The sequence below is a fragment of the Xanthomonas sp. BRIP62418 genome, from assembly GCF_003993495.1.
Taxonomy (GTDB): domain Bacteria; phylum Pseudomonadota; class Gammaproteobacteria; order Xanthomonadales; family Xanthomonadaceae; genus Xanthomonas; species Xanthomonas euroxanthea.
Window position 1 is genome coordinate 13,734 of the sequence record NZ_QEZG01000037.1, and the last position, 25,855, is coordinate 39,588.

Annotated in this window: 26 protein-coding genes; 9 read left to right on the forward strand and 17 right to left on the reverse strand. The window is 61.6% G+C overall.

Annotated features, from left to right (window positions below):
* Window positions 1-12: 12 nt before the first annotated feature.
* From EO174_RS11155 to EO174_RS11180, 6 genes are all read right to left on the reverse strand, one after another.
* On the reverse strand, window positions 13-1,266 hold the full coding sequence (locus tag EO174_RS11155; RefSeq protein ID WP_126941535.1) for an efflux RND transporter periplasmic adaptor subunit: 1,254 nt from the start codon (window positions 1,264-1,266) through the stop codon (window positions 13-15).
* Window positions 1,263-2,516 (reverse strand): TolC family protein, encoded by a 1,254-nt coding sequence (locus tag EO174_RS11160; protein ID WP_062167469.1) that lies wholly within the window; start codon window positions 2,514-2,516, stop codon window positions 1,263-1,265. The genes EO174_RS11155 and EO174_RS11160 overlap by 4 nt, the downstream gene beginning before the upstream one ends.
* A gap of 56 nt (window positions 2,517-2,572) precedes the next feature.
* Window positions 2,573-2,884 (reverse strand): hypothetical protein, encoded by a 312-nt coding sequence (locus tag EO174_RS11165; protein ID WP_126941536.1) that lies wholly within the window; start codon window positions 2,882-2,884, stop codon window positions 2,573-2,575.
* A 141-nt stretch (window positions 2,885-3,025) separates the two neighbouring features.
* Window positions 3,026-3,397 (reverse strand): diacylglycerol kinase, encoded by a 372-nt coding sequence (locus EO174_RS11170; protein WP_027080084.1) that lies wholly within the window; start codon window positions 3,395-3,397, stop codon window positions 3,026-3,028.
* Between the two features lie 71 nt (window positions 3,398-3,468).
* Window positions 3,469-5,184 (reverse strand): phosphoethanolamine--lipid A transferase, encoded by a 1,716-nt coding sequence (locus tag EO174_RS11175; RefSeq protein ID WP_055765228.1) that lies wholly within the window; start codon window positions 5,182-5,184, stop codon window positions 3,469-3,471.
* A gap of 1,185 nt (window positions 5,185-6,369) precedes the next feature.
* Entirely contained in the window at window positions 6,370-6,987 is a 618-nt protein-coding gene (locus EO174_RS11180; protein ID WP_014159605.1) for a cation transporter, read from the reverse strand.
* 105 nt (window positions 6,988-7,092) lie between these two features.
* Between EO174_RS11180 and EO174_RS11185 the strand changes: the two genes are divergently transcribed.
* Genes EO174_RS11185 through EO174_RS11195 form a run of 3 tightly spaced genes read left to right on the forward strand, consistent with a single transcriptional unit; the run spans window position 7,093 to window position 11,791 of the window.
* Window positions 7,093-7,506: a helix-turn-helix domain-containing protein gene (locus tag EO174_RS11185; RefSeq protein ID WP_014159604.1), complete on the forward strand. Its 414-nt coding sequence runs from the start codon at window positions 7,093-7,095 to the stop codon at window positions 7,504-7,506.
* A complete protein-coding gene (locus tag EO174_RS11190) occupies window positions 7,503-8,774 on the forward strand; it encodes a site-specific integrase (RefSeq protein ID WP_017355000.1) in 1,272 nt (423 codons plus the stop codon). Before EO174_RS11185 ends, EO174_RS11190 begins: the two co-directional genes overlap by 4 nt.
* Before the next feature lie 23 nt (window positions 8,775-8,797).
* Window positions 8,798-11,791 (forward strand): Tn3 family transposase, encoded by a 2,994-nt coding sequence (locus tag EO174_RS11195; protein WP_099539826.1) that lies wholly within the window; start codon window positions 8,798-8,800, stop codon window positions 11,789-11,791.
* A 95-nt stretch (window positions 11,792-11,886) separates the two neighbouring features.
* Here the strand turns inward: EO174_RS11195 and EO174_RS11200 are convergent, their stop codons facing one another.
* The 3 genes from EO174_RS11200 to EO174_RS11210 form a co-directional block, all read right to left on the reverse strand.
* Window positions 11,887-12,297 carry a uracil-DNA glycosylase family protein gene (locus EO174_RS11200; protein ID WP_206514246.1) on the reverse strand — a complete coding sequence of 137 codons (411 nt, stop codon included), beginning with the start codon at window positions 12,295-12,297 and terminating at the stop codon, window positions 11,887-11,889.
* Window positions 12,298-12,370: 73 nt separating this feature from the next.
* Window positions 12,371-12,655, reverse strand: coding sequence for a cytochrome P460 family protein (locus EO174_RS11205; RefSeq protein WP_229006821.1), 285 nt, complete (start codon window positions 12,653-12,655; stop codon window positions 12,371-12,373).
* A gap of 158 nt (window positions 12,656-12,813) precedes the next feature.
* The gene (locus tag EO174_RS11210) at window positions 12,814-13,347 is read right to left on the reverse strand and encodes a carboxymuconolactone decarboxylase family protein (protein ID WP_003830783.1); all 534 of its coding nucleotides are present in this window, start codon (window positions 13,345-13,347) and stop codon (window positions 12,814-12,816) included.
* A gap of 117 nt (window positions 13,348-13,464) precedes the next feature.
* Between EO174_RS11210 and EO174_RS11215 the strand changes: the two genes are divergently transcribed.
* From EO174_RS11215 to EO174_RS11255, 6 genes are all read left to right on the forward strand, one after another.
* Window positions 13,465-14,307 (forward strand): AraC family transcriptional regulator, encoded by an 843-nt coding sequence (locus EO174_RS11215; protein ID WP_003830784.1) that lies wholly within the window; start codon window positions 13,465-13,467, stop codon window positions 14,305-14,307.
* 485 nt (window positions 14,308-14,792) lie between these two features.
* Complete coding sequence (locus tag EO174_RS11225) at window positions 14,793-15,401, forward strand: hypothetical protein (RefSeq protein ID WP_014003956.1); 609 nt, start codon at window positions 14,793-14,795, stop codon at window positions 15,399-15,401.
* Window positions 15,402-15,403: 2 nt separating this feature from the next.
* On the forward strand, window positions 15,404-15,964 hold the full coding sequence (locus tag EO174_RS11230; RefSeq protein ID WP_014003957.1) for a recombinase family protein: 561 nt from the start codon (window positions 15,404-15,406) through the stop codon (window positions 15,962-15,964).
* 3 nt (window positions 15,965-15,967) lie between these two features.
* Window positions 15,968-18,934 (forward strand): Tn3 family transposase, encoded by a 2,967-nt coding sequence (locus EO174_RS11235; RefSeq protein ID WP_126941428.1) that lies wholly within the window; start codon window positions 15,968-15,970, stop codon window positions 18,932-18,934.
* Between the two features lie 851 nt (window positions 18,935-19,785).
* Entirely contained in the window at window positions 19,786-20,265 is a 480-nt protein-coding gene (locus tag EO174_RS11250; RefSeq protein ID WP_039420071.1) for a S24 family peptidase, read from the forward strand.
* A complete protein-coding gene (locus EO174_RS11255; protein ID WP_039420069.1) occupies window positions 20,265-21,551 on the forward strand; it encodes a Y-family DNA polymerase in 1,287 nt (428 codons plus the stop codon). The genes EO174_RS11250 and EO174_RS11255 overlap by 1 nt, the downstream gene beginning before the upstream one ends.
* A gap of 173 nt (window positions 21,552-21,724) precedes the next feature.
* Here the strand turns inward: EO174_RS11255 and EO174_RS11260 are convergent, their stop codons facing one another.
* From EO174_RS11260 to EO174_RS11290, 8 genes are all read right to left on the reverse strand, one after another.
* Complete coding sequence (locus tag EO174_RS11260) at window positions 21,725-21,973, reverse strand: hypothetical protein (RefSeq protein WP_039428403.1); 249 nt, start codon at window positions 21,971-21,973, stop codon at window positions 21,725-21,727.
* 4 nt (window positions 21,974-21,977) lie between these two features.
* The gene (locus EO174_RS11265) at window positions 21,978-22,232 is read right to left on the reverse strand and encodes a hypothetical protein (protein ID WP_039420065.1); all 255 of its coding nucleotides are present in this window, start codon (window positions 22,230-22,232) and stop codon (window positions 21,978-21,980) included.
* 48 nt (window positions 22,233-22,280) lie between these two features.
* The gene (locus EO174_RS22925; protein ID WP_155767704.1) at window positions 22,281-22,451 is read right to left on the reverse strand and encodes a hypothetical protein; all 171 of its coding nucleotides are present in this window, start codon (window positions 22,449-22,451) and stop codon (window positions 22,281-22,283) included.
* Window positions 22,444-23,046 (reverse strand): hypothetical protein, encoded by a 603-nt coding sequence (locus EO174_RS11270; protein ID WP_224096881.1) that lies wholly within the window; start codon window positions 23,044-23,046, stop codon window positions 22,444-22,446. The genes EO174_RS22925 and EO174_RS11270 overlap by 8 nt, the downstream gene beginning before the upstream one ends.
* A 492-nt stretch (window positions 23,047-23,538) precedes the next feature.
* Complete coding sequence (locus tag EO174_RS11275) at window positions 23,539-24,126, reverse strand: hypothetical protein (RefSeq protein ID WP_126936940.1); 588 nt, start codon at window positions 24,124-24,126, stop codon at window positions 23,539-23,541.
* Window positions 24,123-25,184, reverse strand: coding sequence for a DNA-binding protein (locus EO174_RS11280; RefSeq protein ID WP_039423725.1), 1,062 nt, complete (start codon window positions 25,182-25,184; stop codon window positions 24,123-24,125). Before EO174_RS11280 ends, EO174_RS11275 begins: the two co-directional genes overlap by 4 nt.
* 88 nt (window positions 25,185-25,272) lie before the next feature.
* Entirely contained in the window at window positions 25,273-25,587 is a 315-nt protein-coding gene (locus tag EO174_RS11285; RefSeq protein ID WP_039423723.1) for a hypothetical protein, read from the reverse strand.
* Window positions 25,584-25,829 carry a hypothetical protein gene (locus EO174_RS11290; RefSeq protein WP_039423721.1) on the reverse strand — a complete coding sequence of 82 codons (246 nt, stop codon included), beginning with the start codon at window positions 25,827-25,829 and terminating at the stop codon, window positions 25,584-25,586. The genes EO174_RS11285 and EO174_RS11290 overlap by 4 nt, the downstream gene beginning before the upstream one ends.
* Window positions 25,830-25,855: the final 26 nt, after the last annotated feature.

Consider the following 25,855-nt stretch of genomic DNA (forward strand, 5'->3'; position numbering starts at 1 on the left):
GTATGAGTTCCCTTAGTGGCCGTGCTCGGCTTCGCCCTTGGCCAGTTCGGCTTTGAGCAGGAAGGCATTGGCGCCTACGAGGCGCTCACTACCTGTCAGGCCGTTAAGGATTTCGATTCGATTACCTGCACGACGACCAGCGAGTACCGGCGTAGCCTGGAAACCACCCTGGACGGCAACGAAGACAACACTTCTGCCATCAACGCTTTGGACCGCTTCCGCCGGCACACTCATACCTTCAGCGGCACTATCGGCGATGATGACGGCCGAAACGGGGGAGCCGGCCGGTGGCAACTTCTCCGAAATTGGTTTGGCGCGAATGGTCGCGGTGCCTCCCTGCTGCATCACATTCGCAGCGGCGGCAATCACCTCAGCTTCGAAGCTTCCGCCCGGGCCAGTCACTTCCAGCTTCATTCCGGGCACCGCGAGAGTGGCCAGTGCTGGCGGTGCAGTGAATACGAGTTCATTCATGTCCGGATTGGAAACCTCCGCAACAAGCGTTCCAGCTGAGACGACACCACCGGGCGTCACTTGGACGTTGCCAACCACGCCAGCGACAGGACTGGAGATTGTCACCCGGCCGGAACTGTCCGGAGATCCACTGGCCGCTACCTGTGCACGTGCAGCACTAGCGGCGGCATCAGCGGCCAAAGAGCGCGCGCGCGAGGCCTCCAGCTCCTGGCGAGCCACTACGCCCTGCTCGACAAGAGACTTGTCGCGGCCGTAGGCCAGGCGAATGGCTTCGGCCTCCGCCGCAGCGGCAGTGGCGGCGGCTTTGAAGGTCGCAGCTTCTCCACTGACAATGATCACCAGGGGCTGGTTGCTCTTGACGGCTGTACCCGGCGCAACAAGCACGCGCTCAACGCGGCCGGTGACCGTTGAGGCGATGGCAGCACGCCCCCCGATGGCCGGCTCGACGCGACCTGCAAGGCGGGTCGATGCGCCACCGCCGCGGCCGACAGCCACCACGCCGATGCCAGATGCCTTGATCTGGTCAGGCGTCAGCTTGACTACACCTTCCTCGGACTCCTCTTCGCCATGTTCGCCATCACCATCACCTTCACTGTGCGCCTCGGCGGAGCCCGGCTTTGCGTCAGCTGCGTGATCGTCGTGACCATCATCCTTTCCAGCCGGCTTTTCTGCCTCCGTACCGGTGGATTTGGCATCCTCCTGCGCCCCGCCACTGCATGAGGTCAGCGCGCCGGTCATCATCAAGGTAGCCAGCAGCGTCGCTCCGATGAGCGTCTTGTTTCCGTACTTGTTCATTTTGCCTCCACAAACGGTGCGCGCCCTTCAAGGCGGGCGAGGTCGATTTCTGCTGCCACCCGGCTAAGACGGGCATCCACAGCACTGCCACGCGCAGCGATCAGGGTTGATCGCGTGCTGCGCAGCTCCAATTGCGATATACGACCTGCCTCAAATCCGATGCGGGCCAGCCGATAGGCTTCATCTGCGGCCTGTACGCTTTCATCCGCTGCTCGTGCGCGGCTGTTGGATGCCTTGAGACTCGCTACCGCTCCCAAACGGGCCGCCTCACTGTCACGCCTCTGAGCCTCCAGAACCGCTTCGGCAGCACGTTGTTCCGCATAGGCCGCCTGGATCGCACCGCGGTTACGATCGAATAGGGGGATCGAAAGGCTGATGCCCACGTTGTAAGCTTGGTCGCCCGCTTGGCGGAAGCGCGTCTGAGCCACGGATGCACTCAGTTGTGGCAACGCACGCTTGCGCTCAACATCGATAAGGCGGCCGGAGGCGTCCGCTTCGGCTTGGGCGATACGAACGGCAAGCGGGGCGGCCTCATTGTCAATTGGGTGAGAGGGCACTCGGTCAAGCAGGCTTTCGCCGATGTCGGTCAGCGGGCTGTCCACTAAGGACACCCCGGCTAGGCGAGCAAGCGCCGCATCCCGGTAGGCCTCGGCCTCATCTAGGCTGGCCTTTGCATTGGCGACCTCGCTCCGTGCCTGCACACCGCGCAGGTTGGGCTCACGTCCCTCGCTGACCATCGCAGCTACCGCCTTGGCGTCCTGTTCAATCAAGGCCAATGCCTCGCTGGCCAACTCATATCGGCGCAGCGCAGCCTCTGCTTCGGCGTATGTCGCAGCCAGGCGACCCGCTGCGTCACTGCGCATCAGATCACCCCGCAAGCCTGCAGCCCCAGCCTCCGCACGCGCGGCGCGCACTCGGGCCCCTCGTTGACCCCAAATCTCCAGCGGCTGGGAGAGGGTGACAATGCTGTCAGCGTTTGAGAAACCTTTGTAGGGACCAGTGCCGTAGGCGTTCTCCGCTTCGATGGAGACCGTCGGATTGGGCAGTGCCCGAGCCTGTTGTACCCGCGCCTCGGCTGCCTCAGCCAGCGCGACGCCTTGGACCGTCGCAGGCATCTGGTTCAAGCGAGAAAGCAACGATTCGTAAGATGGTGCAGTTTGAGCAGCTACATGCCCGGTTGGCACCAACGCCAGCAGAACAGCGACAGCCAACCCGGTCGCTGAAAGCGACCGACCCGTCAAAATCGACATAAAAACTCCCGTAAATTATCTGAGCGAACTACCCGCAAATGCGGGGCAGAGCCAGATCAGATACGGGGGGGGCGCATGGGTCCGTCGAGTCGGAGGGCGTAGACGTCCCCGTGCTCGGTACTGTGCAGCGAAATCCGGCCATCGGCGAACAGATCGTCGTGACCGGCAGCTGGGAGGCTTGCCGTTGAATGGTGGCAATGCCCATGGCCACAGGCATCGGCACTGGACGAATCCTTGCTCTTGCTCGACTCGGAGTCTGAATCACTTTGCAAGGCGTGCACATCGCCCACGCTGACCGTCGCTTCTTGCGCGCACGCCAATGCCTCGGCCACAGGCACGACCACGAACGCCGCCAAAAGCAGCAGCATCAGGTATATACGAATAGCAGGCAGAGAGCGACGCATTGGGAAAGGTTAGCAACCTCTTTTGGACGGATACAATTACATAAAAACACTACGGTGGCTGTGCTTGAACGCACCCTAGCCCCGTTCAGGTCGGGACCCAGGGAATCAACCCACAAGGATAACGGCCCATGTGAGGGCGACATTGCAAAGAGCCACGAACACCGCAGCCGACCCCATGTCCTTCGCACGACCAGCCAGCTCATGGATTTCTGGGCCATACCGTTCGATCACTGCCTCGATAGCGGAGTTCAGCAGCTCGAATGCCAAAACGAACAGTACGCTCCCCATGAGAAGCACTCGCTCTACCCCTGAGTTGCCGAAAAAGATAGCTGTAGGTAATGCCACCGCGGCCATAACAACTTCCAACCGAAACGACGATTCATGCAGCCAAGCTGATCTCAGCCCCTGGAGAGACCAGCGAAGCGCCTCAAAGACGCGCGCAATGCTCCGCGGACGATGACCGTACATATCTGCCACTTCGATGTTTCCTTCTTTTGGGCCCAAGAGACGCTCACGGGTCTTCCAACAGCGATACTCGCCGTGGTCGGCTATAGGCTGTGACCGGCGTTGCTGGTACAGCCTGAGAACAGATTTAGGCTCTCGTCTAGCACCGTCGTCCTAACCTGCATCAGGCCAAGCACAGAATGGAAGAGGTTGTCGTGGCTGGACGGCTGCTTTGATCGGTCCCGGACACATTGAAGGTCCAGGTTGTTGCTGCTCTTCATACCATCAGACATCCACATCACCATCGGCACCTTGATCTGAGTATCAGGGGCGATAGCGTAGGGGAGCCCGTGAAGATAGACGTTCGCCTCCCCTAATGACTCGCCGTGGTCGGAGACATAGATCAGCCCGGTATCGTGACTCTTGTCCTGTTCAAGCATGCGAATTGTCTTTGCAAGGAAGTCATCTGTCGCAAGGACCGCGTTGTCATACGCATTGACGATTTCACCGCGTGTGCACTTGCCCAAGTCTGCGTTTCGGCAGTCGGGAGTAAATTTCGTCAGATCTTCCGGGTATCGCTTGAAGTAGCTGGGTCCGTGGTTCCCCAGCTGATGTAGAACGACAACGACATCACCAGGGTTGTCCTCGATCGAGTCATGCAGACCTTGCAGCATAATCTCGTCACGGCATGCTTGGTCGTCGCACAGAACATCCTTGACCGGCACGCGATAGGATTCAAATGCCAGATCAGAGCAGACGCCCTTGCATCCAGTCTGGTTGTCACGCCATAGGGTCCTGACCCCGGCACGCTCCAAAACATGCAGAAGCGACTCCGAACCTTTGATCTTGTCTCGATCGTAGTCTCGCCTCCCGTACGCAGAGAACATACAGGGCACCGACACTTCGGTGTTTGACCCGCAGGCGGTCACGTCTGAGAAATTGACGACGTCCAACGCTGCCAACTGTGGCGTTGTCTGTCTGCCGTATCCATTCAAACCCCAGTTCTGCGCACGAACCGTCTCACCTACAACGATGACCAAGAAGTGGGGCTTCGCGCCTGGCGGATGAGGCGTCATCATGGCATCGGGGCCAACCACTTGGATCGGACCGCGCTCCGCACGGGTGTCTTCTCGCACAACCTTCGCAATGGAAGCGATGTAGTTTCCAGGGTTTGCAAGGTATCTGACTTGCTTGTGATTGCGTATGAGTGATGAGAGGTCGTCGAATGACGCAATTGCCGCGCCAACGATTACAACAACCGCCATGCCAAGTAGAAGCACTCTTGCAAGTATCGCCCGCGTCACATTGGAAGAACGTTGGAGCCTTACCATGCATACCGCGATAGCTGGCACGACGCCTTTAATTAGTACCGCAAGAAAGAAGCCCCAGGTCAGCAACTCTCCGGCTTCAGCGCCGTCGGTCTTCAGCACATTTCGTACCATGCTGGCGTCGAAGTAGACGCTGTAATTGTCTGAATAGTAGGCAGCAGTAGCGGACACGACGAGAAGCAATGCAAGAACCGGCTTCACCGTCCATCGAACGCATAGCAATCCGAGAATGAGCACATTCAAGGCAGTGAGGATCGCTCCCGTAGAGATAACAAGTAGCGCACGAGCTGCTCCGTCCGCACCACTCTTCGCAATTACTTCTGCGAAGAACGCGCTGTTGAGAAAGAACGTGAAGTACATCGCCACGATGATAATCAACGTGTTGACGCCCAGCTGCGGGCCGCAGATGGGCTTGCCAAGACGGCCCAGTGGATCTGAGCCTAGGCCCCCGCGCGAACTGCCTCGGTTGAATTCTGTTTTCACGTAATGCATTGGTGATTCCTTTTTATTGACCACCGCGCGCGCCCCTAGCGCACACGGCCGCCATTGCGCGTTCCTAGATGGAAAGCCATCCACACATATGCAACGCCTGACACCAGCGAAGGGGCCAGGACCGCGGTCCGCAGGTTTTGGGTCAGTGACAGCAGTGCAGCCGAGATCCACATGAAGAGACGCTTGTCTGGTTGCAGCTCCGCTCCCCGACGCGGGAACAGCGAGCTTCCGGTTGCCACCATTTGGGTGGCAACCAAGGCAAATCTCGGTTCGTCGACAGGCCCAAAATCGCGCACACCAAGAGATGCGCCGATGGCAAGCACGGAGGTTGCCATCAGTAGTGCCGCTCGATCGCGTGCAGTTCGGAGATTGGTAGATGTTGAGAAGGGCATTCAGGTCGCCTTCTTCAAGGCGGCGCAGTACTGGCCGGCGACTGCACGTGCAGCCACGCGTCGGCCGAGCGCACGGAGCGCCCAGCAACAAGATGTGTTCATGGAAAGACCTACACAAAGGTGATCGCAGAAGGACTGACAGGCGCGTTGCGCCTGTTATGCGATCAAAGCCTGGGAGGTCTAATCAGCGTGTCCGGGATGTGGGACGTCATGGGCTGTTCGTAGAACGTGTGCCCGCCTTCATTTCTTGCGGCTTCGGCACTGGTGAAACCGTTGGACGCCACAAAAGTGCTGCTGTGGTGGCAGTGACCGTGACCACAAGCGGCATGCGCCTTATCGGGGTGGCCATCGCCTGGCCCTGCCACTTCCTGGTGTGACTGCTCCTCAGAGAAGCAGACCGAAGCATCAACGACAGGCACGATGATCATCACTGCGAGCAGCAGTGCCAGAGCGTAGCGCTTGGCATGGATGACAATGGAAGGCACGTGTGGCTAGGACTGATACATTTGAGGCCGGAAAGATACCTTGGGTCCCGCTCATCAGCAAGCTGACGCTTATTCATCAATCTCGCGGGCTCGAGTGGCCTCTGCGAGTCAGGTGGCCAGGCAAAAGCTGGCGCGGGAAATTGACGGAATCCGGCATCCGAAGAACAGAAAGTTAACGTTTTGCCTGAGCTTCCGCACGGTCACGCAGATTGAGCTGCGACGGATTAGGTCGGGGGCCAGCTGCGCCACGTGACAGTGCCGGGTTCAAGCGCAGCCGCCAGAGTCCGAGCTCAGTCGGCCAAGCCTGGTCATGCAGCCGTCTTGCGCGCGTCGGCACCTGCCCGGCGGGCATCACCTAAAATCTCGAAGGCTTCCTTGATCACATACAGGCCGATCAGGGCGCCGATCACGAAATCCGGGTACGGGCTGGCCAGCCACCACACCAACAGACCGGCCAGGATCACCCCAACATTGGCGACCACATCGGCCCGCGTGAACAGCCACGTCGCTCGCAGATGCACTTCGCCGGACTTTAGCGGTGCCAGCATGCGCAGCACCGCCATATTGACCGCCAGCGACAGCAGGGCGGTGCCAATCATCCAGCCGCTGACCGGCTCGGCGCCGTACATCACCCGGCGGCCCACCTCAACCAACACGCCCACACCCAGCACAAGCAGCACGCTGCCGCTGACCCAAGCGGCATTGGCCTTGAAGCGCGCCGTGCGCCCGATAGCGACCAGGCCAATGGCATAGGCGGTGGCATCGGACAGCATGTCCAGAGCGTCGGCCAGCAGGCCAGTGGAATGGGCAATCCAGCCGGCGATGCCGCCGATCACGGCCATCGCCGCGTTCAACGCTAGGGCGATCCAGAGGACGCGCCGCTCCTGCGCATTCTTGGCCTCGTGGTGGCAGCCGCAATCACTCATCGGAACATCTCCAGTCGCAGGGAAGCCGGGCCCGGGCGGGTCGCTGGCATGACACAGCAGGTGAGTGTAAAGTCCGTAGCTACTACGGAGTCAAGCGTACTACGAATGAAAATCAGTGAGGCTGCCGACGCCAGTGGATGCCACCTGGAGACGATCCGCTATTACGAGCGGATCGGCCTGTTGCCGCGCCCGGGGCGCTCGGGCAATGGCTACCGGGTCTATGGCCCGGCCGACATCGAGCGGCTGCGCTTCATTGCGCGCGGCCGGGACCTAGGCTTCAGCCTGGAGGAGGTCCGCAGCCTGCTGCAGCTGGCCGGCGATGAGGAGCTTTCGTGCGGGGACGTGGACCGGCTGGCACGCAGCCATCTGACCGACGTGCGGGCGCGCATGGCCGACCTGGAGCGCATGGCCACCGAGTTGGAACGGGTGATTGCCAGTTGCCACGGTGGGCAGCGGGCTGAATGCACCATCCTGTCGACCCTGCGGCAGCCGGTCGCTGTGGAGGCCACGCGCCAGTGACCGAACTGGACCGCTACCTCGATGCAGCCACGCGCCAGAACACGGTGCGCAGCTATGCGTCGGCGCTGCGGCACTTCGAGGTTGAATGGCAAGGCCACCTCCCAGCGACACCGGACAGCGTGGCGCGGTACCTGGCCGCGTATGCGCAGACCCTAGCCGCCAGCACGCTTCGCCACCGGCTGGCCGCCATTGCCTCTTGGCACCGCGACCACGGCTTTGTCGACCCGACCCGGTCGCCGCTGGTGCGCAAGGTGCTCAAAGGCATCCAGACCCTGCACCCGGGCCAGGTCAAGCAAGCCGCGCCGCTGCAGATTCGGCGGCTGGTCGAGCTCGATGACTGGTTGGCTGCCGCGATCGCGGCGGCGCATGCCCGGGGCGACGGAGCGGCGGCGCTGCGCCATCAACGCGACCGAGCGTTGGTGCTGCTCGGATTCTGGCGGGGCTTCCGTGGCGATGAACTGCTGCGTCTGGACGTGGCCCATCTCACGCTGGTGCCGGGACAGGGGATGACCTGTTTCCTGCCGCGCAGCAAGGGCGACCGCCAGGCCGCCGGCGTCACCTACAAGGTGCCGGCGTTGTCGCGGTTGTGCCCGGTGGAGGCGACCCAGGTGTGGCTGCAGGCGGCCGACCTGCACGAAGGGCCGGTGTTTCGGGCGGTTAACCAATGGGGCCAGGTGAGCGCCGAGGGCCTGCATCCCAACAGCTTGGTGCGCCTGCTACGCGAGTTGCTGACCAGTGCCGGCTTTGCCGATGCGGGGCTCCACAGCAGCCATTCGTTGCGCCGCGGCTTTGCCAGCTGGGCCAACGACCAAGGCTGGGACATGAAGGCGCTGATGGAGTACGTGGGCTGGCGCGATGTGCAGTCGGCCATGCGCTATCTGGACGGGCGTGACCCCTTTGCCCGTGACCGCATTGAAGCAAGCCTGCCCAGTCCAACCGCGCCGGTACCGGCGATGGCACTGCCGGCGCCCGAGGGCAAACCGGCCTTGCAGCTGCGCCTGCGCATGGTGCTGACCCCGTTTGCCCGCACGGGCCGCGGCGCGGCCAAGGCCCGAGGCCGGATCGAAGAGATCTGCTTGGCCCCGTTCCAGGCTGTGCGCCTGAACACTGCCAGCAGCGAGTACCAGTTGACTGTTCCCACCGATCCCGACCGGGATCTGGATGAAATCCTGGCCACGTTGCTCGATGACATGCACCGCATGGCCGATACGCACCAGTGTTTCCTGGAAGCGTCTCTCAATACAGACGACGGCCGGCACTGGGATTGATCCCCTCATAACCTCCGGATCCAATGGCTACCCTTCACGAGACCGCCTACCCGCGACTGAAGCCTGATCCCACCGCCAAGGAACTGGAGGAGATCTATACCCCCACCGCCGCTGAGATTGCATTCGCCAAGCAGCTGACCACCCAGCCGGGACCGCAGCTGGCGGTACTGATTCATCTCAAGCTCTTCCAGCGCCTGGGTTACTTCACGGTGTTAGCCGAAGTGCCCGAGCGGATCCGGAAGCACATCGCCAAGGCCGCCCGACTCGGGCGCGTATTGGACACCGACCAGCTCGAACGTTACGACGCTTCCGGTAGCCAGCGCCGCCATATGCCGCAGCTTCGGCAGTTCATCGGGGTACATCCCCTGGACAAATCAGGCTTGGCCTGGCTGGACACGGTGGCCACCGGAGCAGCCCAGACCAAGCACACCATCCCGGACATCGTGAACGTCCTGCTCGAAGAGCTGGTGCACCACCGCTACGAACTGCCAGGCTTCCGCACCCTGGAGCTGGCCGCCATCGGCGCACGTGAACGGGTCAATCTGGGCTACTACCGCAGCATCAGTCACGCGCTGACGCCTGCCACGCGCACGCTCATTGACGAATTGCTGCGCGCACCGGAAGGCTCCAGATTTACTGGCTGGCAATCGCTCAAGCGCGAGCCTGGCCGACCGACCAACAAGGAGGTCCGGTTCTATCTGCAGCACATCCGCATGCTGCAGCAGTTGGCCGAGCAGCTGCCTCCCATCGATGTGCCGGTGCCCAAGCTCAAGCAATTCCGTGCAATGGCTCGCGCCTATGACGCCAGCGAGTTAGCCGAACTGGCTCCGGACAAGCGCTATGCGTTGGCCACCATCTTCATTCGCGCCCAGCATGCCAAGACGCTGGATGACGCAGCCGAGCTGTTCATCAAGCAGGTGCGCGGGCTGGAGAACACGGCCCAGCAAAAGCTGCTGGCCTACCAGCTCGAACATGCCAAGCGGGCCGACTTCCTGATCGGCCAGCTCAAGGAAATCCTGCAGGCCTATCAGCTCGACGGCAGCGATAGTCAGCGCGTGGATGCCATCGATAACAGTCTGGAAGCGGAAGTGTCGACCTTGTTGGCCGAATGCGAAGAACATATGGCATACGCAGGAAAGAACTATCTGCCTTTCATGCTGCAACCCTACGGCGCGGTCAGGCCGCTGCTGTTCAATGGGCTGGAGCTGATGAACTTGCGGGCAACCAGCCACGATGCCGGCATGGAGCCGTTGATTGCAGCGGTGCTGTCGCTGCGCAACCAACGCCGTGAGCTGATCGAGGTCGCATCCCTCGGCCTGGACCCGGAAAAGGACTTCGATTGGATGTCCAAGCTCTGGCGTCAGCACGTGTTTGGCAAGCGGGCCAGCGCGGCAGGCGCCGGCTGGATGCACCGTAAGTACTTCGAGCTGGCCGTGCTGGTGCAGGTCAAGGACGAACTGAAGTCGGGAGATCTCTTCATCCCGAGCAGCGAACGATTTGACGACTACCGCGAGCAGCTGGTCGATGAAGCCACCTTGGCCCAGGAACTGGAAGCCTATGGCCAGGTGTCAGGCTTGCCCACCGACGCTGCGACTTTCGTGGCCGGGTTGCGCGCACAACTGACCGACTTGGCCGACGAAGTTGACGAGCGTTTCCCCGAGAATGTTCATGCGGACATTCTGGAAGGACGCCTGGTACTGCGGAAGGGGCAACGCGCCGAGGTCTCAAGCGCCATTGCCACCGTGGACCGCCTCATCGCCGAACGGCTCCCGGAGTCCAGCATCGTCGATGTCCTGATCGACGCCAGCCAATGGCTGGATCTGCACCGATTCTTCCGTCCGATCGCCGGCACCGAGAGCCAGGTTGAAGATCTCCCTCGACGGGTGATCACCACGCTGTTTTGCTATGGCTGCAACTTGGGTCCGACGCAGACGGCGCGGTCGATCAAGGGCTTCAGCCGTCGCCAGGTCGCTTGGCTCAACCTCAAATACGTGACCGAAGATGTCCTTGAGAAGGCCATCGTGGAGGTCATCAATACCTACAACAAATTTGACCTGCCGGGCTATTGGGGCAGCGGCAAGAGCGCGTCAGCAGATGGCACCAAGTGGAGCGTGTACGAGGACAACCTGCTGTCGGAGTACCACATCCGCTACGGCGGCTACGGCGGCATCGGCTACTACCATGTGTCCGACAAATACGTGGCGCTGTTCAGCCACTTCATTCCCTGTGGCGTGCACGAGGGCATCTACATCCTCGATGGCCTGCTGGCCAACACGTCCGACATCCAGCCCGAGATCGTCCATGGCGACACGCAGGCCCAAAGCTATCCGGTCTTCGGTTTGGCCCACATGCTGGGCATCCAGCTGATGCCCAGGATACGAAACATCAAGGATCTCACATTCTTCCGGCCTGAACCTGGCAGGACCTATAAGAACATCCAGGCACTGTTCGGAGACAGCATCGACTGGCAACTGATCGCCACCCATCTCCACGACATGCTGCGGGTAGTGATCTCGATCCGATTGGGGAAGATCACCGCGTCCTCGATCCTGCGCCGGCTGGGCACCTACAGCCGGAAGAACAAGCTGTACTTCGCCTTCCGGGAACTTGGCAAGGCCGTCCGAACGCTGTTCTTGCTGCGCTACATCGATGACAACGAGATTCGGAAAACGATCCATGCTGCGACCAACAAGAGCGAGGAGTACAACGGCTTCGTAAAATGGGTGTTCTTTGGCAGCCAGGGGATCATTGCTGAGAACGTCCAACACGAGCAGCGCAAGATCATCAAGTACAGCCAGCTGGTCGCTAACATGATCATCCTCCACAACGTAGAAGGCATGAGCCGGACCTTGGCTGAGATGCGGAAGGAGGGAGTTGAACTGACGCCCGAGATCCTGGCCGGACTGTCGCCGTTTCGGACCAGCCACATCAACCGCTTCGGCGACTACCATCTCGACCTTGATAGGGAAGTGGCGCCGCTGAGCTATACAGCGAAAGTCCTTGAACAGGCCCCATAGACGGGGAGATGCGCTATCGGGACAAGGCAATTATCATTGCGTTTCAATCGCTTAGGTGGTTTTTGGCCCTGTACGTAACGATTCCCTGCCGACCCTCAGTACCGAGGTGGTAGTCCATGGCGTAGCTGCCCAGCACGATGACCAGCGACAGGCGCTCGAAACGCTGCATGAAGGCTTCGCGCCAGGCGGGGGGCGCACTCCGGGCGTAGCGGCAGGTCACCGCTTTTGCCGGTGCCCGGATAACAGAAGCCCATGGGCAGAATGGCGATGCGGGTAGGGTCGTAGAAGGTGTCGCGGTCCACGCCCAGCCAGGCGCGCAGACGCGCGCCGCTGGCGTCGTCGAAGGGCACGCTTGAGGCATGGACCCGGGCCCCCGGTGCTTGGCCGGCGATGAGGATGGGCGCACTCGGGTGAAACTGGAAGACCGGCTGCACGCCGTGTGGCAGATGCGGTGCGCAGCGCGTGCAGGCGCGGACGTCGGTCAGAAAGGCGTCGAGTGTCGGCATGGCGCGCTTCCGGAAAGGGTGGCTCGCGCAGGACGGAGGTGCCATCCTGCGCGAAGCGTAACCCGGCAGCAAGTCAGTGCTGGGTCAGTGTCGGATAGCCCTGGATGAATACGCGGTCGGTCTTGGCCGCCGGCACATGGCAGCCCATGCAGTCGGCTTCGTAGCTGACGGCGACATTCTTGGCGGGGGCGTCGGCCTTGAACAGCGCCCAGCCCCAGCCGTCGCCCCACAAGGGGTTGCTGGCGAAACGGCCTTTGGCGTCCTTGACCATCACGAACCACACGGCCGCATCGGAACCCCAGACCACAGGGTTGCCAGTGGTCATGGCGCTGGTTTCGAGCTTGCGGATCTCTTTCACCAGCGTGGCGCCGTCCAAGAACTTGCCGGTCTTGCGGTAGTGCTCGGCCGAGGCCTTTAGTCGCCGGCCGTGACGGCCAGTGGCAGGACGAGGGCGCTGGCGAGCAGAGCGCCGGTGAGTGCGATTTTCATCGTGTTCTCCTTATATGCCTATGGAGATCAGACGGCGACCACGGGGAAATCCACCGTGGGGTCGGCGATGTGGTTGGTGTAGTTGGTGAGCGTGTTCAGCGCGACGTTGGCGATCACTTCCAGTATCAGGCCGTCGTCGAGCCCCGCGCGGCGGTAGTTGGCCATGGCGTCGGCCGACACCACGCCGCGTTGCTCGACCAGCGCGCGGGCAAAGCCGGCGATTGCATCGTCAAGTGCGTTGGCCGCCTGGCCGGTGCGGGCCGCGGCGATGGCCTCTGCCGACAGTCCGGCACCTTTGCCGATCAGGGTGTGTGCGCTCAGGCAATACTGGCAGCGATTGGCTTGAGCGGCAGCGAGCGCAACGATCTCGCGCTGGGAGGCATTCAGGCGGCCGGTGCCCAGCGTTTCGGACAAGCCGAGGTAGCCATTGAGCGCCGCCGGCGCGTGGGCCAGCGTGGCGAACAGGTTCGGCACCATGCCAAGCTTGGCTTTGACGGCCTTGAGTGTGGCAGCGGTAGCGGCGTCAGCGGTGTCGATGGTCAGGGGGGCGATTTGGGTCATGTCTATCTCCGTAGTGGGTGAGGTGCAAGAGCACGTGGGCATGATCGCCCTTTGTTTGGTACGATATGGCACGTAAAGTATCAAATACGTAACCTATCGTCTTATATGGAGAGTGGAATGGCGGATCGACTGGCCGGCTTGCTCCGGCACTACTCGCTTTCGGCGCGCGTTTTTCACAGCGGCGCCTTCTGTGGGCAGCATCATTACGCGGCGCCGCATGGCTATATCCATCTGGTGCGGCGCGGCCCGATTACGGCGCGTTCGCCCGTGCATGAAGATCTGCTGGTTACCGAGCCGAGCCTGCTGTTTTATCCGCGCGTGGCGTCGCATCGTTTTGTCGCCGCCCCCGGCGATACCGCTGAGCAGTTGTGTGCGGAGGTCGACCTGGGCGCTTCGACGGGCAATCCGTTGGCCATGGCCTTGCCGTCGATGCTGCTGATTCCGTTGGCGGACTTGCCCGGCCTCGGGCCGACGCTAGAGTTGCTGTTTGCCGAAGCCGAGCGCGACCAGTGCGGTCGGCAGGCCGCCATCGACCGCTTGTGCGAGTTGCTACTGATCCAGTTGCTGCGTTATCTGATGGATGGGCGGCTTGGCGCCACCGGACTGCTGGCGGGCCTGGCCGACCCGAAACTCGCGCGCGCCATAACCGCCATGCACGATGCGCCGCAGACCGCGTGGTCGCTCGAGGCGCTGGCGGCGAAGGCGGGCATGTCACGCGCGCGCTTCGCCGCCGCGTTCAAGGACGCGGTGGGCGTCACGCCGGGCGACTATCTGGCCGACTGGCGGATGAACGTCAGTTGCACCCTGCTCAAGCAGGGGCGGCCGGTGGCGGTGGTGGCCGACCGCGTCGGCTACGGCAGCCCGAACGCTCTGGCGCGCGCCTTCCGCGTGCGCATGGGCTGCGCCCCGCGCGACTGGCTGGCGCAGCAGCGCGGTGACGCGGCGCTCAGCGGTTCGTGAGTTTGAGTTCGATTCGCCGGTTCTTGGCGTAGGCGGCGCCGGTGTTGCGCTCGTCGAGCGGGTGAAATTCGCATCACGCCGGAACAACTGGCGGAACTCCAGGTGGCGATCCGTCAACGGCTGGTCAGTCTGTTCGTGCGGCGCGGCCGGCTGGACAAGGCTGAGTCAGTGGCGCAGGTAGCTGGATGACGCTGTCCCGCCCTGAGCCGACGCTCACAGGCGGGGATTTCCAGTGTCGTCATTGTCGGCTATTGGCCGGCAGCAGCCCGTCGTTGCCTGATGGATCCAACCCCTCCGCTGCTATAGTGCAGTCGGCTTCTGACGTTCAGTGCAGCCGTCTTCTGAAAACGACATCTTCTTTCGCATTCTTTGACACATGCCCGCAAAGGTCATAGATTTCAGCCTGACAAAAGCAGGGCTTGAGGCGCAACGGAACAGAAAGTGCACTTAGCCCCCTTGCTCACCTTCAACGCGGAGTTGTTCTGATGACCTTTCTATGGGTTGGATTAGGGTTGGTAGTCGCCGGGCTGTGGTGGGGAACGGTTGTCTGGCGGCGGGAGCAGGCAGACCCTTGGATAAATCCACCAACTCCCGAGGCGCGGCGTTTGCTTCGAGCCGCGAGCCTGCATTTGCATTGCCACATTCTCGGCAGGCCTGCGGTAGACCAGGACGCGCCGTCGTTCGTTGGGGTAGATGCCCTCCAGGCACTTTATCTACGTGACGGGGTGATCTTTTTCGAGAAGGGGATCGCCACCTTGCCGGATGGAACCCAAGTCGAGCTGGGGGCACTCACTCATGAAGTGCTCGAAGTGCTTCGAGAAACCTACAGCGCCTTGGATGCCGCTTCAGCAGTGATCACTGACTATGCCACCACCTTCAATACTCCCGAAGAGTTAGAGAAGAGCGAGAATGAAATCCTGCGAAAGATCGCTGGCTACGGGAACATGTACCCGATGCAGAGCGCGATCGCTCGACTGGCATTGTTACTCAATCTCGATCCCGACAAGAACGATGTTGGGATTGGCGGCAAAGTGTTGTGGGAGCGCATCCGCCGTTGGCGTTGGCCCGAGCGCCATTTCTCGGCGGAGCAGTAGGCGTGCAGGGACATCGCATTGGCTACGTCCGGGTCAGCAGCTTCGACCAGAACCCGGAACGCCAGCTGGAGGAGACCGAGGTGAGCAAGGTGTTCACCGACAAGGCCTCGGGCAAGGACACTCAGCGCCCCCAGCTCGAAGCGCTGCTGAGCTTCGTCCGCGAAGGTGACACCGTGGTAGTGCACAGCATGGATCGCCTGGCGCGCAACCTCGATGACCTGCGCCGCCTTGTGCAGAAGCTGACCCAGCGCGGCGTGCGTATCGAATTCCTGAAAGAGGGCCTAGTCTTCACCGGCGAGGACTCGCCGATGGCCAACCTCATGCTGTCGGTGATGGGTGCCTTCGCCGAGTTCGAGCGCGCCCTGATCCGCGAGCGGCAGCGTGAGGGTATCGCCTTGGCCAAGCAGCGTGGCGCGTACCGAGGCCGCAAGAAAGCCCTGTCCGATGAGCAGGCTGCTACCCTGCGGCAGCGAGCGACGGCCGGCGAGCCCAAGGCGCAGCTTGCCCGCGAGTTCAACATCAGCCGGGAAACCCTCTACCAGTACCTCCGCACGGACGACTGATACATGCCGCGTCGCTTGATCCTCTCGGCCACGGAGCGGGACACCCTGCTTGCGTTGCCAGAAAGCCAGGATGACATGATCCGCTACTACACCTTCAACGACTCCGACCTGTCGCTGATCCGCCAGCGGCGCGGCGACGCCAACCGCCTAGGCTTCGCGGTGCAGCTCAGCCTGCTGCGCTACCCCGGCTATGCGTTGGGCACCGACAGCGAGCCGCCCGAGCCGGTCATCCTGTGGGTGGCCAAGCAGGTTCAGGCCGACCCGGCGAGTTGGGCGAAGTACGGCGAACGCGACGTGACCCGCCGCGAGCACGCCCATGAACTGCGCACCTACCTGCAACTGGCCCCGTTTGGCCTGTCCGACTTCCGCAACCTCGTGCGCGAGCTGACCGAGTTGGCCCAGCAGACCGACAAGGGCTTGCTGCTGGCCAGCCAGGCTCTGGAGAGCCTGCGGCAGAAGCGGCGCATCCTGCCGGCGCTGAGCGTAATTGATCGGGCCTGCTCGGAGGCCATTGCGCGGGCTAATCGGCGGGTCTACCGCGCCCTGGTCGAACCACTCACGGACTCGCACCGTGCCAAGCTGGACGAACTGCTGAAGCTCAAGGCCGGCAGCAGCATCACCTGGTTGACCTGGCTGCGCCAGGCACCGCTGAAACCCAACTCTCGGCACATGCTTAAGCACATCGAGCGGCTGAAGACATTTCAGCTGGTGGACTTGCCCGAAGGGCTGGGCCGGCACATCCACCAGAACCGCCTGCTCAAGCTGGCCCGCGAAGGGGGGCAGATGACGCCCAAAGACCTTGGCAAGTTCGAGCCGCAGCGGCGCTACGCGACCCTGGCCGCCGTAGTGCTGGAGAGCACCGCGACTGTGATTGATGAGTTGGTCGATCTGCACGACCGCATCCTGGTCAAGCTGTTCAGCGGCGCGAAGCACAAGCATCAGCAGCAGTTCCAGAAGCAGGGCAAGGCGATCAATGACAAGGTGCGCCTGTACTCGAAGATCGGCCAGGCTCTGCTGGAGGCAAAGGAAAACGGCAGCGATCCGTACGCCGCCATCGAGGCGGTGATTCCCTGGGACGAATTCACCGAGAGCGTCAGCGAGGCCGAGCTGCTGGCCCGGCCGGAGGGCTTCGACCACCTACACCTGGTCGGCGAGAACTTCGCCACCCTGCGCCGTTACACGCCGGCCCTGCTGGAGGTGCTGGAACTGCGCGCTGCACCGGCCGCGCAAGGCGTGCTGGCGGCCGTGCAGACCCTGCGCGAGATGAACGCCGACAACCTGCGCAAGGTGCCGGCGGATGCCCCTACCGCCTTCATCAAGCCGCGCTGGAAGCCGCTGGTGATCACCCCGGAAGGCCACGACCGACGCTTCTACGAAATCTGCGCGCTGTCCGAGCTGAAGAACGCCCTGCGCTCCGGTGACATCTGGGTCAAGGGTTCACGGCAGTTCCGCGACTTCGACGACTACCTGCTGCCGGCAGAGAAGTTCGCCGCGCTCAAGCGGGAACAGGCCCTGCCCCTGGCGATCAACCCGAACAGCGACCAGTACCTGGAAGAGCGCTTACAGCTGCTGGACGAGCAGTTGGCCACCGTAACCCGGCTGGCCAAGGACAACGAGCTGCCCGATGCCATCCTCACCGAGTCCGGGCTGAAGATCACCCCGCTGGATTCTGCGGTGCCCAATACCGCGCAGGCGCTGATCGACCAGACCAGTCAGCTGTTGCCGCGCATCAAGATCACCGAACTGCTGATGGATGTGGACGACTGGACGGGTTTCAGCCGCCACTTCACCCACCTGAAGGACGGTGCCGAGGCCAAAGACAGGACATTGCTGCTGTCAGCAATCCTGGGCGATGCGATTAACCTCGGGCTGACCAAGATGGCCGAGTCGAGCCCCGGCCTGACCTACGCCAAGCTGTCCTGGCTGCAAGCCTGGCACATCCGCGACGAAACCTATTCGGCGGCCCTGGCCGAGCTGGTCAACCACCAGTACCGCCATGCCTTCGCCGCCCACTGGGGCGACGGCACCACCTCATCCTCCGATGGCCAGCGCTTCCGGGCGGGCGGCCGGGGCGAAAGCACCGGGCACGTCAACCCGAAGTACGGCAGCGAGCCGGGGCGACTGTTCTACACCCATATCTCCGACCAGTACGCACCGTTCAGCACCCGCGTGGTGAATGTCGGCGTGCGTGACTCCACCTATGTGCTCGACGGCCTGCTGTACCACGAGTCCGACTTGGGGATCGAGGAGCACTACACCGACACGGCCGGTTTCACCGATCACGTCTTCGCCCTGATGCACCTGCTGGGCTTCCGCTTCGCACCGCGCATCCGCGACCTCGGCGAAACCAAGCTGTATGTGCCGAATAGCGTCCAGGACTACCCGACATTGCGCCCAATGGTTGGTGGCACCCTGAACATCAAGCACGTCCGCGCCCATTGGGACGACATCCTGCGCCTCGCCAGCTCGATCAAGCAGGGCACCGTCACTGCCTCGCTGATGCTGCGAAAGCTCGGCAGCTATCCACGCCAGAATGGCCTTGCCGTGGCCCTGCGCGAGCTGGGCCGGATCGAACGCACCCTGTTCATCCTCGACTGGCTGCAAAGCGTCGAACTGCGCCGCCGCGTGCATGCTGGACTGAACAAGGGTGAAGCGCGCAACTCCCTGGCCAGGGCGGTGTTCTTTAACCGCCTCGGCGAGATCAGGGATCGGAGCTTCGAGCAGCAGCGCTACCGGGCCAGCGGCCTGAACCTGGTGACGGCCGCCATTGTGTTGTGGAACACGGTGTACCTGGAGCGCGCCACTCAGGGGTTGGTCGAGGTCGGCAAGCCGGTGAACGGTGAGTTGCTGCAATACCTGTCGCCGCTGGGCTGGGAACACATCAACCTGACCGGCGATTACGTCTGGCGGCAGAGCCGCAGGCTGGAGGACGGGAAGTTCAGGCCGCTACGGTTGCCCGGAAAACCTTAGCGTACGATTTTTTCCGAATTCTGCGGGCTCCCCTATATGTGTACTGAAAGGCCAGCCCGGCCGGTCTGACGCCGCCCAATCCGGCCGTGCTGCAGCGTTACCGCCGGACGGCGCCGGTGATTGCCGACACTGAATCGCCCCACTGGCAGCCAGCATATGCCCCAACTGGCACCGACAAATGCCCCAACGTCGATAGGCCTCCAACAAGTTGCCTCTTTTTCAGAGCGCTACCGGCAAGCTGCCCCAAATTCGACGACAGAACTCTCTGCGGTCATTGATACGTGGCGTGGAATGAGTGCTTGGTTTTCCCGTCTCGCACTCTGGGTTGGCATCCTTGCTGGCCGCTGCCTGTCACCGGTTTAGGTGATTGCCTACTATTCGCGTCAACGGCATGCTATTTCCCGTCCTTCTGCGCCCTGCAGTAACTGCAGGGCGCTTCGACGTTGTAGATGGACGTAAGAGATGCCTCGCTGCACTAGTGCTTGGGTACGCTGAAGTCCCCGGCGTTGAATGTGACTTCGATGATGCTGAGGCCATGGTGTATAGGCATCAATCGAACATGGATGTCAGCACTTTCGAGTAGCAGATAAGACGCCAAAGCGCCGGCAGTGCCGGCGCTTTGGCGGCAGAGAAACAAGAGGGCGGTCACTGGACCAAGTAGAAGTGGCGCATGTCTAGAAAGCCTTCGCGCCTGGCGGCGAGTGACTAGCGTAATTGGGTACACATCTTGGGACTAGGACCTCCTAGTTCCTGAACGCCGTCAGGAAAGTCAACAAGCTCACTGTTAGTAATTTTGCTAACGTAGCTTGCCGTCTCGGACTTTGAGACTCCTAAACTCAAAAGTTCGGCAAATGATGCGTCTTCCTCCAGCTCACACTTACGCCAGTCTGCTTGGCCCCGCGTGCATCGATCCGGCGCCCCTCAATTTGCCGATAAGTGCAGTTCGGATCCGGCTCGGTTTCCCTTCGCCGGCTGAAGACTTCCAAGACGACGAGCTCGATCTCAACCGGGTGTTGATCCGGAATCCGCCGGCGACGTTCCTGTATCGAGCCGAGGGCTGGAGCATGATCCTGGCCGGCGTCTGCGACGGGGATATCCTTGTTGTGGACCGTTCGGTGAGTCCGATCAACGGAGACATGGTGCTCGCCATCTGGGATGGTAATCAGCCGGTCTGCAAGATCCTTCAAGTCGCGGTCGACCACATCGAGCTCCACAGCCGGAGCCCACACTGCGCGCCGATCGTCCTGGCGCCAGGCACAGAGGTCGAGGTCTTCGCGGTCGTGGGCGTGGTCCGCCAGATCACGCGCGCCCATTCCCGGGCTGGGCGCTGATGTTCGCGTTGATCGACGGCAATAACTTCTACGCCAGCTGCGAGCGGGTGTTCCAGCCCGAACTGCGTGGCAGGCCGTTGGTCGTGCTGAGCAACAACGATGGCTGCGCCATTGCTCGATCTGACGAGGCCAAGGCGCTAGGCGTGACAATGGGACAGCCCATCCACAAGGTGCCCACGCAGATCCGCCGGAGGCTGGCGTTGCGCTCCGCAAACTTCGGTCTGTACGGCGACATCGCTTCGCGCATCAGCGTGATCCTTCGCCAAGCCGCGCCGCGTGTGGAGGTGTACTCCATTGACGAGTCTTTCCTTGACCTGGCCGGGATCCGCGATCGCCGGCAGCTGGCGGTCGACCTGCGCGAGCGCGTTCACCAATGGACTGGCATCCCGAACTGCATCGGCATCGCGCCGACGAAGACCCTGGCCAAGTTGGCCAACCGGGTCGCCAAGGATGCGGCGCGCAAACCTGGCAGCTACCCGGCCGATCTGGCCGGCGTCTGTGACCTGGCAGCGCTCAGTGCAAGCGAGCTCGATGCCGTGCTGCAGGCAACGTCGGTTGGCGACATCTGGGGCGTTGGTAGGCGCTGGAGCGCCAGGCTGCAGGCACGCGGTGTGTATACGGCAGCGGATCTGCGGGATGCGGCTGCAGACGACCTGCTTGCAGAGTTCGGAGTGGTGATGGCGCGCACGCAGCGCGAGCTGCAGGGTCACGCCTGCCTCGAGCTTGAAGAGGTCGAGCCAGACCGGCAGCAAATCATGGTCAGCCGATCGTTCGGGACATGGGTAAGCGACCCGCAAGCCATGTCAGAGGCGCTGGCCACCTTCGCCATGCGTGCCACCGAGAAGCTGCGCGCTCGCGGGCTGACCACATGCGCCATTGGCATCTTTGCCGAGACGGATTCGTTCAAGCCAGGCGTGCCGCAGCACAACCCATCACGCACCGCGCCGCTTGCCTCGGCTACATCCGACAGCCGCGTGGTGCTAACGGTTGTCCGCCGGCTGCTCCAGGGCCTCATGCGAGATGGCTTCACATACAAGAAGGCCGGCGTTTGCCTAATGGATCTCTCCGCACCCGAGGATCTGCAGGGCGACCTCTTCACCCCGGCACGCATAGGCGACGACAAGCTAATGAGCACCCTGGATGCCATCAACCGGCGGTTCGGCCGCGGCACGGCCGGGCTGGGTGCAAGCGGCTGGCAGAAATCACCCGGATGGGCATCGCGGCAGAATCTTTTGTCTGGTCGATTCACTACTTCCTTGGATGATCTGCCTAGAGCAGCATGCTGACACTGCTCTATCAAGATCAGCTCTAAAGGAGCTGCCCGCGATGGATCGCATACGCCGCCCACAAGCACAGCCCAGCGAACACCAGGTTCCCCGCCGCCAACGCCAAGCGAGGCCACGTGCGGGTCCACATGCCAGACTCAAATAGCCACCGGAGGAATTTTATGGGGTCGCTCTTAGTCATTCGGTCGGCCCCGCGATGGCTTGAATTCGACTAAGGGTGCTTCGTCGGTATCGCGCAACTCGTTCTGATAGAACACAACCATCGCCCAGAGCGTCAGACCAGCCATCACCAGATGAATGCAACCACTCGTCTGGGCTGGCCATACCACACAACAGAACGAAACCACGCCGATGACGGGCAATATCCACGCGCCCGAGTCCCACAGCCGCTGGAAGAATTTCATAGGGTAATTCTTCGTCATGGTGTCATTTCTCGTCGGTTGTGGGAGTTGTCTTGCTCGAGTCCATAACATCATCCAGCAAGTCATATCCAGCGCTGAAGGCAGCGCGGCCCATGCCGGCCAGCAGCAGCACGCCAGCGACTAACCCAAGCGCCAGCACCATCGGGTCGGCCTGTGCGCCCCCAAGCGTGAGATAGATTGCATTCAGGACAAGGGACGCACCGCAGACCGCGCCGATAGCAAATAGAGTTAGAAACGCAGTGCTGGTTTTCCTATCCACGGCTTGCCTCTCTTAGTGAATACCTTTGCCATACTACGCACCCACGTCTCACGGGCTGCGATCGCCGGAGCGTGGTCCAAATACCAGTGAACACACGCGTGAAGCGAGGTTCATCGCGAGCGACGCTAACAGGCAAGTCAACACCACCCATCCGACGATCAGCGCCAGAGCGATCAGATGATCGAGCGGGGAGAATTGGGACCAGTCGAAGTTACGCATCACGGGACACCTCTGGCACGTGAATGACAAGGGCACTATCAAAACCGATTGACTGCAACTCATCGCTAAGGCGAACTCGCTCAGCTCCCATCTGGCTCGTCAACAGCCAGGATTCATCGCGAAAAATCGAATGAGCATAGCCAGTGCGATTTGCTAGCTGGCGCTCCACAGCTTCCAGCTGTGGCAGCAGGGCTGTGGCGACGCTCGCCGCGTCGCGCCAAAACGTGCCGCTGCCGCACGCACTGACGCCGCTCGCATTGATGGCTCCGGTGATGTCGAGAATCGGCATCGGGCCGATGACATGCCGATGCACCGCACCATCGGCGGTGTCCACTGCGTAGATCCGCCACGGTCGCGCGTCTACCGCCGTCGACGTGACAAACAGCTGCTCCCACGTGTCATAGCTGGCGAGCGTGTCGTACATCTTGCTCTCCCCGCCGGGATGTCGGGTGACTTCTAAATACCACTGCCGCGTGTGGCATTGCGGGCAAGCACCGAGCATCGCCATCGAGATGCAGGGCGCGCCGTCGGCCTGGCGCGGTGCACGCGGGATGGCATCGCCATCGTCGGCAAGATGGGTATCGGGCACGGTCATAGCTATGTCGTTTGGGTATGCCGTCGCCAGCAGGGTGTTGCAGCTGACACACCGGACGGTAGTACTGGCAACCAGTACAACGGGTAGCAATTGGTCTTCAACCTGCATGAAAAATCATCCTCTTCCGCTTCAGATGCTTAGCAATAGCACTAAGCTTGATAATCCTCGGTACTCCCTTGATAAAGAGAATTGGCATAAGTACGCCAACGACGCCTACTGCCACAATAGTGATACGGCTTGGTTGTCCATATTTAATCCGCGATCCGACCTGCTTTACGGGTGAATGCTACATAGCCAGTTATAGAGGCTACGAAATACAGTGCGCTCATTTTAAAAACGGTTAGACAGAAGTCTGAGCCGTCCGTTGATCCTGGCTCATACCTAACCGTCGACCATAGTGCTGCTGACAGTAATGAGAGAGGAAGCGACACAGCTGCAGATGTACTAGATAGCTCTCGAAGGAAATCCAGTGCGGCTTTCATTGGGATGGCATTAAACATGGACGCTTGTTCCTAGAATATGCATTGCATGGCACACAGCGCAGTCAGGGTTACGGCGATCCGGCGCTTTGGTATTGGGGCAGTTGTCCGGATCGCTATGCTCCAGCACGCCCTCTAGAGCCTGCCGCAGGATATGGACTGCTCCCACAGCACCATCCGCAGCCCGAAGCCATCGCGCATGTGCGATCCCTGGCGTGGTGACATCACCACGCCAGGCACTTCCGTCGTCGGTGTTGAGCAGGACGTACTTGTCAGGCTGATAGGTGGTCACATCGAGTTGATAAAGTTGGCAGTGCTGCGGCGCTTGTGTCAGCGTCCAACAACCTGCGTCAACATGCGCGGCGCCGGAGGCGCGCATCGCTTGAAGGTGTCTTTTCACTCGCGTAACAGGCGGTTCACCTTGTGCCGCAAAAGGCTGCGCCTTGTGCTTGAGCACGAATTGACGGAGCGGTGAACGAGTGAGCAAGTCGGATACCCGCAGACCTCTGCTACCAGCAAGCGCCAGTGCTTCGCGCAAGATGGCATCCAAGGCGGCGGTTGTGGGCATACCTTCAAAATCGGTCTCAATCGGTGCGCTCACGTTGGATCATCCTCTGTCCCATGATTACCATTACTCTCAAAGTACCTGGAGATCGTCGCTAGGCTCGAAGAAACCGATGTAGCAAGTTCGAGAGCCGCATCACGCTCGACGCGCAGTTGATCGATCGTGTGCATATGTTCAACTAAGGCCGCGGAGAGAGTGCGTGCCTCACCATGCGCTGCTGCGAGCAGCGTTTCTGACTGCAGGAGCCTATCCTCCAATGTCGTAGCCCTAAGCGAGGCTGCAGCTAGCTCAGAAGCCTTTGCATCGAGTTGCGTCTGATGTAGCTCCAGGCGTTCAGAAAGCTTTTGGAGTGAGTCAAGCAGATTCGTTCCCTGTTCTTGCCCCGACTCGCGCAAGCGATGTATGGCATTCAATATCTTCGCGTATCCATCTTCAAAACGCTCGAAACGCTTACTTGTCGCGTCACGCTCACGGCGGGCTTCAGCCAATACAAGTTGACTTGCCTGTTCACGCTCTTTGCTCACTGCGATTTCTTGCAGCGCAACACCCAGCTTATCTCGCACGCCGGCCATGGCGGAACTCAGCTCTCGAAGTTCTGACTCAACCTGCAGCCGATCCAGACGCGCTTGATCCAGACGCGACGCGAGGTTGGTTTTATCCGCTTGTAGCTCGTGAATCAGTCGCTCTTGCTCACTGGCGCGCTCGGCCATCTTTGCTTGCTCAGCGAGTAATGTTTCCTCTCTGGCGTCCAACAGCAGCGACCGTTCTTCCACAGCATTCTCACGAGCGCTCAGCGCTTCGTGACGCTCACGCTCCACGTCGGAGACTACTTGTGCTGCCTGCTCAGCAGCCTGTCGCAATTGCGCACCAATGTCGGCGATCGGCTTACGCGAGCGGGCGTCCGAGACCTTTACGAAGTAGTCCGCGCCGTGCTCTTGAAACCATCTGCCGATGAACTTAGACAGCACCGGGCCGCTTCCCCGGCTCCCCAATATCTCGCGTACGCTCATATGCGTAGGAGCCTGGCCGGAAGCGAGTAACTTCTCGATTGCGTCAGACACTTCTTCTGGTGTAATGCGGCTAACTTCAGCCATTACTCTATGACCTTAACGTCGAATGGGGACACGCTGGTCATGCTCATGCGCTCGATGCGGCGGCTTGCGTGCAGGGTCATGGGCGCGCTCACGGCGGTGTCTCGCTGCTGGTGGCCAGCACCGGGCGCCCGCCGATCGTCAGCCCGGGCACGAGGCCGGCGGGCAGGCGCGCGAGCTCGGCCAGTCGCAGGGCATCGACGCGGGCGACTTCATCCCGCGTAAGACGCGCTTTCACCATCGCCAGTGCGCGGCGATCGCGCTGGCGCTGCAGTTCCTTGCGCAATTGCTTGCGTCGATCCGCCAGCCCGTGACGCCGGCAGTCCTGCAGCTGGGCCCGGGTATCGGCGGCCCAGCGGTGGTGCTCCCGGGCAATGGCCACCCAGTACGCGACGACGGCGGTCATGGGAGCAGCTGCTCGTCAGCGAACCCGCCGGCGAGCAGTCGATCGCGGACCCGCTGGGTCATCGGGCGCTGCTCGTACCGCGCAGGACCATGCCCGGTCCGCCTCGGCACTTTCTGAGCCACAAACACCTGACACAGGTCCTGATCGTTGTCGTCCGTGGTGGCCACCACATAAAGGCCGTCGTCCGCCTGGGGCAAGCGGAACAGCACTGCGAGGGCACTTCCGTCGTTGTACTTCGGCATCGTCGATCTCCTGCGCTGTATCTGGC

Coding starts and splice junctions, on each gene's coding strand:
- EO174_RS11155 (WP_126941535.1), bottom strand. CDS start 1,266: ATGAACAAGTACGGAAACAAGACGCTCATCGGAGCGACGCTGCTGGCT.
- EO174_RS11160 (WP_062167469.1), bottom strand. CDS start 2,516: ATGTCGATTTTGACGGGTCGGTCGCTTTCAGCGACCGGGTTGGCTGTC.
- EO174_RS11165 (WP_126941536.1), bottom strand. CDS start 2,884: ATGCTGCTGCTTTTGGCGGCGTTCGTGGTCGTGCCTGTGGCCGAGGCA.
- EO174_RS11175 (WP_055765228.1), bottom strand. CDS start 5,184: ATGCATTACGTGAAAACAGAATTCAACCGAGGCAGTTCGCGCGGGGGC.
- EO174_RS11180 (WP_014159605.1), bottom strand. CDS start 6,987: ATGAGTGATTGCGGCTGCCACCACGAGGCCAAGAATGCGCAGGAGCGG.
- EO174_RS11185 (WP_014159604.1), top strand. CDS start 7,093: ATGAAAATCAGTGAGGCTGCCGACGCCAGTGGATGCCACCTGGAGACG.
- EO174_RS11195 (WP_099539826.1), top strand. CDS start 8,798: ATGGCTACCCTTCACGAGACCGCCTACCCGCGACTGAAGCCTGATCCC.
- EO174_RS11200 (WP_206514246.1), bottom strand. CDS start 12,297: ATGCCGACACTCGACGCCTTTCTGACCGACGTCCGCGCCTGCACGCGC.
- EO174_RS11210 (WP_003830783.1), bottom strand. CDS start 13,347: ATGACCCAAATCGCCCCCCTGACCATCGACACCGCTGACGCCGCTACC.
- EO174_RS11215 (WP_003830784.1), top strand. CDS start 13,465: ATGGCGGATCGACTGGCCGGCTTGCTCCGGCACTACTCGCTTTCGGCG.
- EO174_RS11225 (WP_014003956.1), top strand. CDS start 14,793: ATGACCTTTCTATGGGTTGGATTAGGGTTGGTAGTCGCCGGGCTGTGG.
- EO174_RS11235 (WP_126941428.1), top strand. CDS start 15,968: ATGCCGCGTCGCTTGATCCTCTCGGCCACGGAGCGGGACACCCTGCTT.
- EO174_RS11250 (WP_039420071.1), top strand. CDS start 19,786: ATGATGCGTCTTCCTCCAGCTCACACTTACGCCAGTCTGCTTGGCCCC.
- EO174_RS11255 (WP_039420069.1), top strand. CDS start 20,265: ATGTTCGCGTTGATCGACGGCAATAACTTCTACGCCAGCTGCGAGCGG.
- EO174_RS11260 (WP_039428403.1), bottom strand. CDS start 21,973: ATGACGAAGAATTACCCTATGAAATTCTTCCAGCGGCTGTGGGACTCG.
- EO174_RS22925 (WP_155767704.1), bottom strand. CDS start 22,451: ATGCGTAACTTCGACTGGTCCCAATTCTCCCCGCTCGATCATCTGATC.
- EO174_RS11270 (WP_224096881.1), bottom strand. CDS start 23,046: ATGACCGTGCCCGATACCCATCTTGCCGACGATGGCGATGCCATCCCG.
- EO174_RS11280 (WP_039423725.1), bottom strand. CDS start 25,184: ATGGCTGAAGTTAGCCGCATTACACCAGAAGAAGTGTCTGACGCAATC.
- EO174_RS11285 (WP_039423723.1), bottom strand. CDS start 25,587: ATGACCGCCGTCGTCGCGTACTGGGTGGCCATTGCCCGGGAGCACCAC.
- EO174_RS11290 (WP_039423721.1), bottom strand. CDS start 25,829: ATGCCGAAGTACAACGACGGAAGTGCCCTCGCAGTGCTGTTCCGCTTG.